11 protein-coding genes are annotated in these 15,207 nt (G+C 60.7%); 5 read left to right on the top strand and 6 right to left on the bottom strand.

Annotation, left to right across the window (positions count from 1 at the left end):
• Nucleotides 1-6: 6 nt before the first annotated feature.
• Genes ACI3GR_RS12280 through ACI3GR_RS12270 form a run of 3 tightly spaced genes read right to left on the bottom strand, consistent with a single transcriptional unit; the run spans nt 7 to nt 2,999 of the window.
• Nucleotides 7-882, bottom strand: a complete 876-nt coding sequence (locus ACI3GR_RS12280) for a F0F1 ATP synthase subunit gamma (RefSeq protein WP_407494857.1) — start codon at nt 880-882, stop codon at nt 7-9.
• A 12-nt stretch (nt 883-894) separates the two neighbouring features.
• Entirely contained in the window at nt 895-2,433 is a 1,539-nt protein-coding gene (gene atpA / locus ACI3GR_RS12275) for a F0F1 ATP synthase subunit alpha (RefSeq protein WP_407494855.1), read from the bottom strand.
• Entirely contained in the window at nt 2,433-2,999 is a 567-nt protein-coding gene (locus tag ACI3GR_RS12270) for a F0F1 ATP synthase subunit delta (RefSeq protein ID WP_407494854.1), read from the bottom strand. The genes atpA and ACI3GR_RS12270 overlap by 1 nt, the downstream gene beginning before the upstream one ends.
• A 570-nt stretch (nt 3,000-3,569) precedes the next feature.
• On the opposite strand from ACI3GR_RS12270, the gene ACI3GR_RS12265 reads away from it, so the two are divergent.
• Nucleotides 3,570-5,141 carry a hypothetical protein gene (locus ACI3GR_RS12265; protein WP_407494853.1) on the top strand — a complete coding sequence of 524 codons (1,572 nt, stop codon included), beginning with the start codon at nt 3,570-3,572 and terminating at the stop codon, nt 5,139-5,141.
• A 2-nt stretch (nt 5,142-5,143) separates the two neighbouring features.
• Here ACI3GR_RS12265 and ACI3GR_RS12260 read toward each other — a convergent pair whose 3' ends face one another.
• Entirely contained in the window at nt 5,144-5,899 is a 756-nt protein-coding gene (locus ACI3GR_RS12260; protein WP_407494916.1) for a class I SAM-dependent methyltransferase, read from the bottom strand.
• A 61-nt stretch (nt 5,900-5,960) separates the two neighbouring features.
• On the opposite strand from ACI3GR_RS12260, the gene gloB reads away from it, so the two are divergent.
• The 4 genes from gloB (at nt 5,961) to ACI3GR_RS12240 (ending at nt 11,995) form a co-directional block, all read left to right on the top strand.
• Complete coding sequence (gene gloB / locus ACI3GR_RS12255) at nt 5,961-6,725, top strand: hydroxyacylglutathione hydrolase (RefSeq protein ID WP_407494851.1); 765 nt, start codon at nt 5,961-5,963, stop codon at nt 6,723-6,725.
• A gap of 169 nt (nt 6,726-6,894) precedes the next feature.
• Entirely contained in the window at nt 6,895-9,225 is a 2,331-nt protein-coding gene (clpA, locus tag ACI3GR_RS12250; RefSeq protein WP_407494850.1) for an ATP-dependent Clp protease ATP-binding subunit ClpA, read from the top strand.
• 86 nt (nt 9,226-9,311) lie between these two features.
• Nucleotides 9,312-10,205 carry a M23 family metallopeptidase gene (locus ACI3GR_RS12245; protein ID WP_407494849.1) on the top strand — a complete coding sequence of 298 codons (894 nt, stop codon included), beginning with the start codon at nt 9,312-9,314 and terminating at the stop codon, nt 10,203-10,205.
• Nucleotides 10,206-10,321: 116 nt separating this feature from the next.
• Complete coding sequence (locus ACI3GR_RS12240) at nt 10,322-11,995, top strand: bifunctional protein tyrosine phosphatase family protein/NAD(P)/FAD-dependent oxidoreductase (RefSeq protein ID WP_407494914.1); 1,674 nt, start codon at nt 10,322-10,324, stop codon at nt 11,993-11,995.
• 48 nt (nt 11,996-12,043) lie between these two features.
• Here the strand turns inward: ACI3GR_RS12240 and ACI3GR_RS12235 are convergent, their stop codons facing one another.
• Together ACI3GR_RS12235 and ACI3GR_RS12230 are read right to left on the bottom strand one after the other, a co-directional pair.
• A complete protein-coding gene (locus ACI3GR_RS12235; RefSeq protein WP_407494848.1) occupies nt 12,044-13,960 on the bottom strand; it encodes a peptidoglycan -binding protein in 1,917 nt (638 codons plus the stop codon).
• 3 nt (nt 13,961-13,963) lie between these two features.
• The gene (locus ACI3GR_RS12230) at nt 13,964-15,193 is read right to left on the bottom strand and encodes a biopolymer transporter ExbB (protein ID WP_407494847.1); all 1,230 of its coding nucleotides are present in this window, start codon (nt 15,191-15,193) and stop codon (nt 13,964-13,966) included.
• Nucleotides 15,194-15,207 lie beyond the last annotated feature (14 nt).

Raw genomic sequence — 15,207 nt, 5'->3', positions numbered from 1 at the left:
GTTCCGTTAAAGCGCTTCCGCGCCCGAGATAATTTCAATCAGTTCGTTGGTGATGACGGCCTGACGCGACCGGTTGAACTCGATCGTCAGCTTGTCGATCATGTCACCTGCGTTACGCGTCGCGTTATCCATCGCCGACATCCGGGCACCCTGTTCGGACGCGCCATTTTCCAGCAGAGCTGCAAAGATCTGGGTCGCCACGCCGCGGGGCAGCAGGTCGGCCAGAATGGTTTCTTCGTCAGGCTCGTAGTCGTACTGCGTGCCTTCGTCCGCATCCTCTGCCGCCTCGAAAGACGCAGGGATGATCTGCTGTGCAGTCGGCTTCTGGGTCACGACGTTTTCGAACTCTGCGAAGAAGATCGTTGCGACGTCGAACTCGCCTTCGTCGAAACGGTTCAGCAGGTCCTTCGCGATGTCTTGTGCATTGCCATAGCCAATGCGTTTGACTTCGCTCAGGTCGACATGACCGACAAGCAGATCAGCGTAGTCACGCTTCAGCTGTTCGCGGCCTTTTTTGCCGACCGTCAGGATTTTGACCGTCTTGCCCTCAGCCTTCAGGCTTTGGATCTTCTGTTTGGCCAGTTTGACGATGTTCGTGTTGAAGCCGCCGCAAAGACCGCGTTCGGCCGTCATGACGACCAGCAGATGCACATCATCTTTGCCCGTGCCGCGCAGCAGCAAGGGCGCAGAGTCAGACCCACCGACAGACGCAGCCAGCTGACCCAGAACGGCGTTGAACCGTTCTGCGTAAGGGCGTGCGTTTTCGGCAGCTTCCTGTGCCCGCCGCAGTTTTGCGGCGGCCACCATCTGCATGGCCTTGGTGATCTTACGAGTCGATTTGATCGACTCGATCCTGATCTTTAGGTCCTTCAGAGAAGGCATAAGCGTTCCCCCTTAGGCGAAGTCTTTGGCGAAGTCTTCGATTGCGGCCTTCAACTTGTCAGCAGCGTCGCCTTTGATTTTCGGATCTTCGTTGGTGATCCAGTCCAGAACGTCTTTTTTCTCGTTCCGCATGTACTTCAGCAGGTCCGCTTCAAAGCGGGCCACTTCGGACACATCCAGTTTGTCGAGGAAGCCGTTCGTACCGGCAAAGATCACCGTCACGATTTCAGCGTTGGTCAGCGGTGCGTACTGCGGCTGCTTCATCAGCTCGGTCAGACGCGCACCACGGGCCAGCAGACGCTGGGTCGAGGCGTCGAGGTCAGAACCGAACTGAGCGAACGCTGCCATTTCGCGGTACTGCGCCAGCGACAGTTTCACCGGGCCAGCCACGGACGACATTGCAGACGTCTGAGCGGACGAACCCACACGAGACACCGACAGACCGGTGTTCACGGCCGGGCGGATACCTTGGTAGAACAGTTCCGTTTCCAAGAAGATCTGACCGTCGGTGATCGAGATCACGTTGGTCGGAATAAACGCGGACACGTCGCCACCCTGGGTTTCAATGACGGGCAGAGCCGTCAGAGAGCCGGAGCCGAAGTCTTCGTTCAGCTTGGCCGAACGTTCCAGCAGGCGCGAGTGGAGGTAGAAAACGTCACCCGGGTATGCTTCACGGCCCGGCGGGCGACGCAGCAGCAGGGACATCTGACGATACGCAACAGCCTGCTTGGACAGGTCATCATAGATGATCAGCGCGTGCTTGCCGTTGTCGCGGAAATATTCGGCCATTGCGGTCGCGGCATAGGGTGCCAGGAACTGCATCGGTGCCGGGTCGGACGCGGTTGCGGCCACGACGATCGAGTATTCGATCGCGCCGGTTTCTTCCAGCTTCTTCACCAGCTGCGCCACGGTCGAACGCTTCTGACCGACAGCGACGTACACACAATACAGCTTCTTCGACTCGTCGTCGCCAGCTGCGTCGTTGTAGGACTTCTGGTTCAGGATCGAGTCGAGCGCCACAGCGGTTTTACCCGTCTGACGGTCGCCAATGATAAGTTCACGCTGGCCACGGCCAATCGGGATCATGGCGTCGATGGCTTTCAGGCCGGTCGCCATCGGTTCATGAACCGATTTACGCGGGATGATGCCCGGCGCTTTGACGTCGGCGATGCGGCGCTCTTTCGCTTCGATCGGGCCCTTGCCGTCCAGCGGGTTGCCCAGACCGTCAACGACGCGGCCCAGCAGTGCTTCACCAGCGGGAACGTCCACGATGGAGTTCGTACGCTTAACGGTGTCGCCTTCTTTAATATCGCGGTCGGAACCGAAGATCACGACGCCGACGTTGTCGGCTTCGAGGTTCAGCGCCATACCCTGGATACCACCAGGGAATTCGACCATTTCACCGGCCTGCACGCTGTCCAGCCCGTGCACACGGGCAATCCCGTCACCGACGCTGAGCACACGGCCCACTTCTGCAACTTCGGCTTCCTGACCGAAGTTCGAAATCTGCTCCTTGAGGATTGCAGAGATTTCGGCTGCTTGGATTCCCATTATCCGACCTCTTTCATGACATTCTGGAGAGAAGCGAGTTTCGATTTGACCGACGTGTCGATCATTTTCGAACCCACCTTTACGATAAGACCGCCGATGAGCGTTTCATCAACGGAAGTATTCAGTTTCACATCTTTCCCAACCTGAGCCGAAAGAACTTTGGCCAGTTTGGTTTCCTGCGTCTTGGTCAGGGCTTTCGCGCTGACGACTTCTGCAGTGACTTCACCTTTGTGTTCGGCGATCAGCGCGGTCAGTTGATCGACCAGCTGGGGCAGAACGAAAAGGCGACGCTTCTCGGCCATCAGGCCCAGAGTGTTCTTAAGCACGACCGGCAGCTGCATCTTGTCAGCCAGCGCGGCAACCGCTTTGCCCTGCGCCTCACGGGAATACACCGGAGAGGAGATCAGGTCGCGAAGGTCTGCGCTGTCATCAAGGGCGGCACTCAAATCAGAGACACCGGTTTCGAGCTGGGAAAGCTCATTATTATCGCGGGCAATTTCGAAAATCGCGGTGGCATAGCGTTGCGCGATGCCGGAGGAGATCGAAGCTGGTTCGGACACGTCCACCCTTCCGATATCTTGGCCCCGTTCTGCGCAAGGTTTGCGGAGGCAGGGGGCGTTAAGCCCGGGCCGAGGCCTGAGCGGTAAAATCGGCGTGGGTTTAGCAGAGCCCTTCGGACCTAGCAACCCGCTATACGGCACCTTCTGAAGCCGATGAAAAAACAGGCTATTCAGGGGGCTGCGGATGGGTCGCCGGGCATATTACGACCCGCGCCCTGCCCCTTGGGAAAGGGCTAAAGGTTTCCGATTCCTTTATCTTTTTCACGTTTCCGGCACCTGTTGCCAAATGATGGGCGCGCAGTTCACGCGGCCAGTTACCGCAAACAGCATACGCTAACATTTCGCGACTGCGTCATTTCGCACCACAAAGCCTTGGTCACGGCCTGTGATGTCAGTTCTAATTTTTGCCATATTCCCCTGCCCCACCGGATAAAGTGTTGAGTTTCAGGGGCAAATTGTGGCGGAAACAGTTCGTTTCCCCGCAGAATGGCCCTAGCCCGGCCCCTCGCGCTACGTAATACTATCCTAAAGGACACCATTGGGTGCACCTCAATTTATGCAAGCTGGGGGGCGAGCATGGGATTTTTATTTCTTATTCTATTGGCATCATTGCTGGGGTCCGGTCTGGGCGACGATAGCCCGATCTTAGAAGAGTCCGGCGACGACCCAAATCCGCCACAGCCCGAAGACCCTCTGTTCTGGGAAGGCACCGCTGGCCCCGACACGTTCGAACATGATGGCCGTGGCATCATCAGCGGCCTTGGCGGCAACGACACGCTAGAGGTCGGCGGCTACACCCGGGCCGAAGGCGGCTCTGGCGACGACAACATCACTGTCAACGACATCTCCAAAGGGTTCGGCAACTCTGGCGAAGATACGATGATCGTGCGCAACGCAGGCATCGGCGACGGTGGCCCGGGCGACGATATCATCAGCGCCTACAACCAGTCCAAGGCCTACGGCGGCGGCGGCGAAGATACGATGTTCGCCAACCGCTATGCCGAAATCACCGGTGGGTCTGGCGATGACACCCTAACTGCGGCGAACTTTGCCAAGGCGGGCGGATCGTTGGGTGACGACACCATCGTCGTGCGTGACAGCGCACGCGGCTGGGGTGGCGTAGGCGAAGACACGATGACCGCGTCCGACGAGTCGACGATCGTCGGCGGATCGGGTGATGATGTCCTGAACGTGCTGGGCAATTCCTTGGCCCGTGGTCAGTTGGGCGATGATACCTTCGTCTTGTACGACCAAGCCGAAGGGTACGGTGACTCCGGCAACGACGACTTCACCATCGGCGCGAATTCCACTGCTTATGGCGGCGTCGGAAACGACACCTTCAACGACAACGGCAATTACTATGGCGCAGGTCGCGGCACCGGCTATGGCGGTGCGGGCAATGACGAATTCATGGGATACGGACACGCCGATTACTATGGCGAATCCGGTGACGACACCTACGAAGCCGCTGTCGCGATTGCGGCCGACAAATTCTATGGTGGTCTGGGCGAAGACGTGGCCCGGTTGGGTCAGGGCGGCTGGGCCGAGGGCGGTCAGGGCACCGACAGCCTGACCACGGATACTTCGGGCACGGTCACAGGGGACTCGGGCGATGACTCGATCACCATGACCCGGGCACTGTCGGTCGATGCCGAACTGGGCGTTATCGAAAACCCCGAAACGGACGCGCGCGTGGTCGCCACCGGCGGTGCAGGCAAAGATACCTTTACGCTGGACGATTCCATCTTCTCGGCCAACGTCAGCTTTATCGATGGCGAAGCGCCCGAAGCAGGGTCCACGGCCGAAGCCGATTATATGTCCAAGTTGATGCCATCCGCATTCGATGTGGGTGAGATCACGGATTTCGATCCGGCCGAAGACACGCTTGTCGTGGAACTGCCTTCTGGCGACTACGACCTCAGCTCGATCACCACGGCAAATCCGCCGGGCGAAACGGCTGTGAACCTGATCATCACGCTGTCGAACACAGTGGATGCGACCGCGCCAGACGTCGTGCGCACGCTCAAGCTTAGCGGCATCGATAGCTTCGACGCTGATAGCATCCTGCTGGTCGCCAAACCGCTGGAACCGCCAGTCGTGCTGCCGCCGATCCCGCCGGTCGTCGTGGACCCTGTTCCGGTCGTCTAACGTTATACCTTCCGGGCCGGCTCTGCCGCTGGCCCGGCAAGACCCTCCAGCACTTTCAGCCCCGACCGTTTCCGCACCCGTTCACCCGGGCCGCTTGGCGAATGCACCCGCTTGGTCGCTTCGACCATCAGGACGCCGCCGGACAGGACCACCGAAAAGCTTGCCCCCAGTTTTTCCCAGAACGGTCCCGTCTTGCGCCAGAACCTGCGGTGCGATGGCGGCTGGTAAAGTGTATGCGCATGGCGTTCCGGCAAGAACGAATGGCGTTTCAACTGCGCTTCAAGCTGGCTTTGGGAATAGGGCCGCCCGTACCCGAACGGCGTACGGTCGGATCGTGACCACAGGCCGGACCTGTGCGGCACGATGAAAACGGCCTTGCCCCCCGGCCCCAGCACGCGAAAGCTCTCCTCCAGCACGTCCGAAGGGTTTTCCGAGGTCTCAAGCCCGTGCAACAGCACCAAGCGATCCACATGACCTGTCTCGATCGGCCAGCGGGTTTCGTCACACAGGACCGAGATATTGGGCATCCCCTGCGGCCAGGGCATCACGCCCTGCGGCCCCGGCATCAACCCGATCACCCGTTTGGCGTCAGCCAGATACGGACGCAGCAGCGGCGCGGCAAAGCCGAAGCCTGCAACCGTCAACCCCTGCGCCTCGGGCCACATATTGCGCAACTCGGCCCGCACGTGGGTCTGCGCCGCGCGACCCAAGGTCGAGCGATAGTAGAAGTTGCGCAGGTCCTGCACGTCCAGATGCATTGCAAGTCGCCCGTTGATGGGTTTCGATAGACCGACAATAGCAACGCGAAAAGGTTTTGCCATGCCCCTCGACATCGTCACGGTTCCCTGCCGGTCCGACAACTACGCTTATCTGGTCAAAGGTGACGACGGGGTCTGCATCATCGACGCACCCGAAGCCGCGCCTATCATCGCCGCCGCCAAAGACAAAGGCTGGACCCCCGGCGTTCTGATGATCACGCATCACCACCCCGACCACACCGAAGGCACCGCCGAACTGCGCGAGGCGTTTCCCGGCCTGAAGGTCATGGGCCCCAAGGCGGAAGAGGATAAGATGCCCCCGCTGGATATGGCCCTGACCGAAGGCATGAACGGCGGCAACGGTGACGCCTACACGGTGCCGCTGGACGTACCCGGCCACACGCTGGGGCATATGGCATTTCACTTCCCCAATGCGGGTGTGATTTTCACGGCGGACAGCCTGATGGCTTGGGGCTGTGGTCGCGTGTTCGAAGGCACGATGGAGATGATGCACGCCACCATGCAAAAGCTGGCCGCACTGCCGCCCGAAACGATGATCTATTCGGGGCACGAATATACGTTAGGCAACATGAAATTCGCGCTGAGCATTGAGCCGGATAATCCGGATCTTCAGGCCCGTGCCGAAAAAGTGAAGTCTTTGCGCGATGCGGGCAAACCGACCGTCCCCGTCAGCCTTGCCGAAGAGCTGGCGACGAACCCCTTTCTGCGCTGTCACGTAGCTGCAGTTGCTGCTGCCGTTGATCTGCCCGATGCCCCTGTAGAAGAGGTCTTTGCCGCCGTCCGGATGCGCAAAGACAACTTCTGAAACGCCGCAAACTCGGGCCGAAAAGCTGTCAAGCAGATAAAAGTGATGCGTACGCAGAAGAAAACCCTTGAAGAAAGCCCCGTATAGACCAAACTTTAATTCTATGAGGCCATGGTTGAGACCGGGGCCTGTCCCCGCGCTCCACCCCAGATCATAAAGGAGCATGCGAGTGCCCTCATTCTCGAATACGCTCGAACAGGCAATCCACGCTGCCCTGGCCCTGGCCAATGCGCGGCGCCATGAATTTGCAACGCTGGAACATCTGCTTCTGGCGCTGATCGATGAACCCGACGCAGCCCGCGTGATGATGGCCTGCTCGGTCGATATCGAAGACCTCCGCAAGACGGTACTGGAATTCGTGGAAGATGACCTGTCGAACCTTGTCACCGATGTGGACGGGTCCGAAGCCGTGCCCACGGCTGCCTTCCAGCGCGTGATCCAGCGCGCGGCGATCCACGTCCAATCTTCGGGTCGGACCGAAGTGACCGGCGCCAACGTGTTGGTCGCGATCTTTGCAGAACGCGAAAGCAACGCCGCCTACTTCCTGCAAGAACAGGATATGACCCGCTACGACGCCGTGAACTTTATTGCACATGGTGTGGCGAAGGATCCGGCGTTTGGCGAAAGCCGTCCGGTGACCGGATCGGACGACGAAGAAGAAGCCATCGCCCAGGCCGTGAAGGCCGAAGAGGCGGATGGCAAGGAATCCGCGCTGGCCAAGTATTGCGTGGACCTGAACGCCAAATCGCGTGAGGGCGACGTCGATCCGCTGATCGGCCGCGCGCACGAGGTTGAGCGCTGCATTCAGGTGCTGTGCCGCCGCCGCAAGAACAACCCGCTTCTGGTGGGGGATCCGGGCGTGGGTAAAACCGCCATCGCCGAAGGTCTGGCCCGCAAGATCGTCTCTGGCGAAACGCCCTCTGTTCTGGCGAACACCACGATCTACTCGCTCGACATGGGCGCGCTGCTGGCAGGGACCCGCTATCGCGGTGATTTCGAAGAGCGCCTGAAAGCCGTCATGACGGAACTGGAAGACCACGAAGACGCGGTTCTGTTCATCGACGAAATCCACACCGTAATCGGTGCGGGCGCGACCTCGGGTGGCGCGATGGATGCGTCGAACCTGCTGAAGCCCGCGCTTCAGGGTGGCAAACTGCGCTGCATGGGTTCGACCACTTACAAGGAGTTCCGTCAGCATTTTGAAAAGGACCGCGCGCTTAGCCGCCGGTTCCAGAAGATCGACGTGAACGAACCTTCCGTGGATGACGCAGTGAAGATCCTTCAGGGCCTCAAGCCTTATTTCGAAGATCACCACCAGATCCGCTATACCGCCGACGCGATCAAAACGGCGGTGGAGCTTTCGGCACGCTACATCAACGATCGCAAGCTGCCGGACAAGGCCATCGACGTGATCGATGAAGCCGGGGCCGCGCAGCATCTGGTCGCGGAATCCAAGCGTCGCAAGACCATCGGCACCAAAGAGATCGAGGCCGTGGTGGCCAAGATCGCGCGCATCCCCCCGAAGAACGTCACCAAGGACGATGCAGAGGTTCTCAAGGATCTCGAAAAGTCGCTCAAACGTGTGGTCTTTGGTCAGGACAATGCGATCGAGGCGCTGTCTTCGGCCATCAAACTGGCACGGGCCGGTCTGCGCGAACCCGAAAAGCCCATCGGCAACTACCTGTTCGCCGGGCCTACGGGCGTCGGGAAAACCGAGGTCGCCAAGCAATTGGCCGACACGCTCGGCGTGGAACTGCTGCGCTTCGACATGTCGGAGTACATGGAGAAACACGCCGTATCGCGCCTGATCGGTGCCCCTCCGGGCTATGTCGGCTTTGATCAGGGTGGCCTGCTGACCGACGGCGTCGATCAGAACCCCCATTGCGTCCTGCTTCTGGACGAAATGGAAAAGGCCCACCCGGATGTCTACAACATCCTGCTGCAGGTCATGGATAACGGTCAGCTGACAGACCACAACGGTCGGACCGTCAGCTTCCGCAACGTGATCCTGATCATGACCTCGAACGCTGGTGCCACGGAACAGGCCAAGGCGGCCATCGGGTTCGGGCGGGACCGTCGTGAGGGCGAAGATACCGCCGCGATCGAACGGACCTTCACGCCTGAATTCCGCAACCGTCTGGACGCCGTGATTTCCTTCGCGCCGCTGCCGAAGTCGGTGATCATGCAGGTGGTCGAAAAGTTCGTCCTGCAGCTCGAAGCACAGCTGCTGGATCGCAACGTGACGATCGAACTGACCAAGCCTGCCGCCGAATGGCTGGCCGACAAAGGCTACGACGACAAGATGGGCGCGCGTCCTCTGGGCCGCGTGATCCAGGAAAACATCAAGAAGCCGCTGGCCGAAGAATTGCTCTTCGGGTCGCTGTCCAAGGGCGGTGTGGTCAAGGTTGGCGTCAAGGACGGCAAGATCGATCTGCGGATCGACGGGCCGGACAAGCCGCGCCTGTCGGGGAACAAGCCCCCGCTGCTGACCGCGGACTGATGGTAAACTTTTGGACAAGGGCGGGGGGCATCCCCGCCCTTTTTCTATGCCTGACAGCCCCGGCACAGGCTGAACCACGCCTTGCGATGCCGGTCGACTGCGATCTGGGCGACACCTGCTATATCCAGAACTACATGGACCGTGACGCTGGACCCGGATCGCGGGATTTCACCTGCTCTGGTCTAAGCTACGACACCCATAAGGGTACCGATTTTGCGCTTCCGTCTTTGGCCGCGATGGACCGGGGCGTCGACGTTCTGGCCGCCGCGAAAGGCGTTGTTCGGGGTGTGCGGGACGGCATGATCGACAAAGCCTACACCCGCGCCGAAGACGCCCGGATCGACGGGCGTGACTGTGGCAACGGGCTGGTCCTGCAACACGACGACGGCTGGGAAACGCAGTACTGCCACATGAAGCAGGGCTCGGTCCGTGTCCGCAGCGGTCAGGTGATCGAGGCCGGGACAGTGTTGGGCCAGATTGGCCTTTCCGGGCGCACGCAATTCCCGCACCTCCATATCTCGGTCCGCCACAACGGCCAGCCGGTCGATCCCTTCACGCCTGACGCCCGCGCCGACACCTGCCGAAGTGGTGAGGCGCGCACCATGTGGATTGACGACATCGCCTATGAACCCGGAGGGATCGTCAGCGCGGGGTTTGCCGATCAGGTGCCCAGTTACGACACGATCAAGGCCGGCACGGCGGGTATCGACGCGCTAAGCTCTGACGCCCAAGCCATTGTCCTTTGGGGCTTTGCCTACGGCGGCCAGCAGGCCGACGTGATGGAGTTGGAGATCACCGGCCCTCAGGGCCGTGTGTTCCAGACCCGCCAGCAGGTGAAAAAGGATCAGGCGCAGTTCTTCCGCGCCGGCGGCAAACGCCTAAAATCCCCACTGCCCGCTGGCACATACACTGGCATCGTCACGTTAGAGCGGAAAGGCCGCATCGTTTCCCAGAAAACGGTCGAAATTCCCCTGCGCTGACCTGCGCGCCTGCGTCGCGGTCTGTCAGGAAGATTCTTACTGAAGTTATATTCACATTCTGATATGTGCATACTTAAGTGTACGTATTGGAGGAGGCCTCTTCGGCCTTGGGATATATGGAAATCAAGACGATCACCGAGACGTTGTCAGTCTCTCCCCAGATCAGCGCTGACGATCTTCAGGCGATCAAGGACGCAGGGTTCCGCGCCGTGATCTGCAACCGACCTGACGGCGAAGGGGCCGATCAGCCCACATTCGAAGAAATCGACGCTAAAGCCGAAGCCCTTGGGTTGGTCACCTATTACCAGCCCATCACGTCGGGCAAGGTAACAGACGAAGACGCGACCACCTTTGGCCTTGCGCTTGACAGCCTGCCCGGTCCGGTTCTGGCCTATTGCCGCACCGGGACCCGCTCTGCCACGTTGTGGTCCCTTAGCCAGGCCAAGGTCATGACGACCTCTGACATCCTCGCCCGGACCAAGGCCGCGGGCTACGACATGGCCGGCGTGGTTCGGCGTATCGTTAACGGCGGCAAGACGCCCACCGACACCGGCGACGCGCATTTCGACGTGGTGATCGTCGGCGCGGGGGCCGCGGGGATTGCCGTTGCCGCCAGCCTGAAATCCCGCAAATCCGATCTGAACATCGCGCTGATCGATCCGGCCGATGTGCATTACTACCAGCCCGGCTGGACTATGGTGGGCGGTGGTATTTTCGACGCCGAGGACACTGCGAAAACCATGGGCAGTCTGATCCCCAAGGACGTCCACTGGATCAAATCGGCCGTCGCCGCGTTCGAACCCAAGGACAACGCCGTGGTTCTGGATGGCTGTCGGGTGGTGAAATACGACCGCCTGATCGTTTGTCCGGGGCTCAAGCTGGATTGGAACAAGGTCGACGGTCTGGTCGATACGCTAGGGCGCAACGGGGTGACCTCGAACTATCGCTATGATCTGGCGCCCTATACGTGGGAACTGGTCCATGGCCTGAAAGAGGGCAAGGCGATCTTTACCCAGCCGCCCATGCCGATCAAATGCGCGGGCGCACCGCAGAAGGCCATGTACCTGTCGGGTGACGCTTGGCATCGCAACGGCACGCTCAAAGACATCGACATCCATTTCATGAACGCAGGCGGCGTGCTGTTTGGGGTCAAGGATTACGTCCCCGCGCTTGAGCAATACATCAAGAAATACGACGCCACGCTGAACTTTTTCCACAATCTGAAGTCTATCGATGGCCCGGAGAAAAAGGCGACCTTCACGGTCTCCAAACCCGACACCAACGTCACCGAAGTGACGGTAGACTTCGACATGATCCACGTCTGCCCGCCGCAGGTCGCCCCTGATTTCATCCGCGTGTCGCCCTTGGCGGATGCGACGGGCTGGGTCGACGTCGATCAATCCACGCTGCGCCACAAGACGCACGATAATATCTGGTCGCTTGGTGACGTGATGAACGCCCCCAACGCCAAAACCGCCGCAGCCGCGCGTATGCAGGCCCCCGTCGTGGCCGACAACGTCATCGCCGACATCGACGGTCGGTCGCCAGTGGCTCAGTACAACGGCTACGGCTCTTGCCCGCTGACGGTCGAACGCGGCAAGATCGTGCTGGCGGAATTCGGGTATGGCGGAACGCTGCTGCCGTCCTTCCCGAAGGCGTTGCTGGACGGCACCAAACCGACGCGGGCAGCCTGGCTGTTGAAAGAGAAAATCCTACCGCCGGTTTATTGGAAAGCAATGCTGCGCGGCAAGGAATGGATGGCCAAACCCGAGAAGGTATCCGCCAGCTAAGCCACCGACGAAGTCGAATTTAAGGGGCGCGTCAGCAGTGGCGCGCCCTTAGCGTTCGGTGAACTTCAATTCGATCCGGCGGTTGGCGGCGCGGGCTTCGGGGGACGATCCTTCGGCGATCGGCTGGTACTCCCCAAACCCGTTGGCCGACAGGCGATCCGCAGGGAAGCCAAGGAAATTCACCATGTAGAGAACGACCGACAGCGCCCGACCCTGGCTAAGTTCCCAGTTGTTCTTAAACTCTCCCTGCCCCGACAGCGGCACATCGTCGGTATGACCATCAACGCGCAGCATCCAATCGATGCCATCGGGGATTTGGTCCGTCAGCGATCGCAACGTCGCGGCGATACCGGTGATCTGGCTCCGCCCCTCGGGTGACAGGTCGGCGCTGCCCGGATCGAACAGAACCTCGGACGAGAATACGAAGCGGTCGCCGACAATCTGCACGCCGTCCTGACCGGCAAAGACATCCCGAAGCTGGCCAAAGAATTCGGACTTATAGCGTTCCAACTGGTCGCGCTCTGCCTCAAGCCGCAGCCGCTCCGCCTCTTCCAGCTGACGCCGGCGCCGTTCTTCGGCGGCCTTCTGCGCCAGCGCCTGATTGAGGTCGGTCCCAAGCGACTGGATCTGCACCTGATTGGCCGCGTCACGTTCTTTGTAATCGTCGAGCAGGGCCTGCAGTCCACTAAGCTGTGTACGCAACTCGGCCACCTGACGGTTCAACAGCGTGGTACGGCGGGCCGCGTTGGCTGAGACCTCGCGCTCGGCCTCCAACGCCTGATTGGCCTGTTGCAACAGCAGCGCACGTTCCTGTGCCTTCGATAGCTCGGCCTGCGCCAATTCCTCTGCCGTCAGCTTCGCCGCCAAGGCCGCAGCCAGCCGCTGCTGCAAATCCGCGACCGACGCATCGGTGCTTTGCGCGGCCTCCAACTGAGCCTGCAGCGTGGCCAGTTGATTTTTCTGCGCGGCTTCTGCTGCGGCCATCAAGGTCAAAGTTTCTTCGGCGCGGCGACGTTCTTCTTCCAAGGCCAGCGTCATGGCCGTCAGTTCCGCATCAGCGGATTTCAAACGCTCCCGCAGGGCCTCTGCCGCTGCAGCCTCGGCAATCCGGGCCTGTTCCTCTTCGCTCAATTCGGTTTGCAGGTCAGCGATACGGTCACGCAGGGTGCCCTGTGTGGCCTCTGCCGCGTCCGCCTGATCCTGAAGGGCGGCAACCCGATCACTTAGCGCTCCAAGCTCCGCGTCGCCTTCTGCCGCGCGGCGGCGCATATCTTCGATCAGTGCCTGAAGCGCTTCGCGGCGGGCCGCGGCAAGGCGGGCGGCCTCAGCCTCTGCGTCAACTTCCGCCCGGGCTTGGGCCAGTGCCAATTGCAGGGCATCCCGCGCGCTGATCAGATCGTCCCGGTCACTTTGCAGCGCATCACGTTCTGCCGTGACATCCGCCAGACTGGCCTGAACGTCATCGCGTTGGGCCGTCAGATCGGCCACCGTCGCCTGCGCATTGTCCCGCTCAGCCGTTAGTTGAGTGACCGAGGCCCGCGCGGCGTCGCGCTGCGCCAGAAGGCTGGCCACCTGAGACTCAAAGCTCGTGATATCGGCGCGCGCCTGTTCCAGCGCACGGTCTTGTTCGGCCCGCTGCTGTGTCAGGGACGCGATCAGTGCAGATTGCGTGGCCAGATCGTCCTGCGCCTGTTCCAAGGATTGCGTGGTCTGGCCAAGGTTCGCCTCTAGCCGGGCAGAGCGGTCGCGTTCCAAGCCCAAGGCGCGGCTAAGCTGCGACACCTCAGAGGTCAGTTGATCCAATTCGCTTTCTTGCCCGCTGATGGTTTCGCGCAGCACGAACTGAACGACCATGAAGATCGTCAGCACAAAAGTCAGCACCATCAGAAGACCGGTGACCGCGTCCACGTAGCCGGGCCAGATGGCCCCTTGAAACCGGTTGCCGGACCGCCGCGACAGGGCCATGGATCAGCCCTCCTCGGTCCGGGGTTTCCTTGTGACACCGGGTTGCGCCGCCAGCGGGCGCGGCTGTTTGGCGGGCGCGACACGTTGCGCCGCCAAGGTGCGCCCCAGCCCGGCGATATCGGCACGCAGTTCGGCCATTGTTTCTTCGCGGCCCGCCGAAATCTCTTCCAAAATCCGCAGCATCTGCACGTCGATTGACCGCAGACGCATCCGGCTTTCTGCGTCCAGCCCGTCCCCGGTGCCCGCCTTTTCCAGATGACGCACCAGCGCATCCTGACCGTCCGCCACACGGCGCAGCGTTTCGTTCAACGGGCCCTGATCACTTGACCGGTGCAGCAGACGTTCGACCGTATCCGCCAGATGGGCCACCCGTTCATCTGCCATGTTCCGGCCCAGCTCTGACTGGGTGAACATATGCTGAAGCGCGTCGGTCTGTTCATGCATCGTTTCAATCAGGGCAGAGATCGCATGCGTATCGGCACTGCCTTCGCCCTCGCCCGCAGTCAGACCAATGCGCGTTATCGACGACAGCCATTCTTCAAGCTCACGGTAGAACCGGTTCTGACCGTGGCCTGCGAACAGCTCTAGCAAGCCGACGATCAGCGACCCCGTCAGGCCCAAGAGGGACGACCCGAAGGCGACGCCCATTCCGCCCAGCTGCGCTTCAAGCCCCTGCATCAGGCGATTGAAGACATCCGTCGCGGCCTCGCCTTCTTGCGGCGCAAGGCTGCGGATTGTGTCGACCACGGCAGGCACCGTCGTTGCCAGACCATAGAAGGTGCCCAAAAGGCCCAAAAATATCAGCAGATTAACCAGATACCGCGTGATTTCCCGCGCCTCGTCCACGCGCGTCGCGACAGAGTCGAGGATCGACGCGGTAGAGCTGGACGACAATTGCATCCGTTTGTTCCGCGACCGCAACAACGTTGCCAAGGGCGCCAGCAATTGCGGCGCGCGGACCCCGTCATCGTCGACCGTGCCGCGCGCGAAGGCTTCAATCCACCGGACAGAGGACACCAATTGCGCCACCTGCCAGAAACAGGCGATGACACCGATCAGAAAGACCAGAAAGATCAGACCGTTAAGATAGGGGTTCGCCTCGAAAATCGGCAATACGGAAGGCGCGGCAAAGACACCTGCAGTCGCAGCTAGACCCAGTGCGATCAGCATCATGATGATCTGTCGCACGGGTTGGGAAAACTGCGGCTCGGCCTCGCGGTCCGGCTGTACCATAGGGACAGGTCCTG

This window comes from Pseudooceanicola aestuariicola, from assembly GCF_045763785.1.
Taxonomy (GTDB): Bacteria; Pseudomonadota; Alphaproteobacteria; order Rhodobacterales; family Rhodobacteraceae; genus Pseudooceanicola.
The sequence above is the reverse complement of the archived record's forward strand: the minus strand, read 5'-3'. Positions and strand labels throughout refer to the sequence as shown.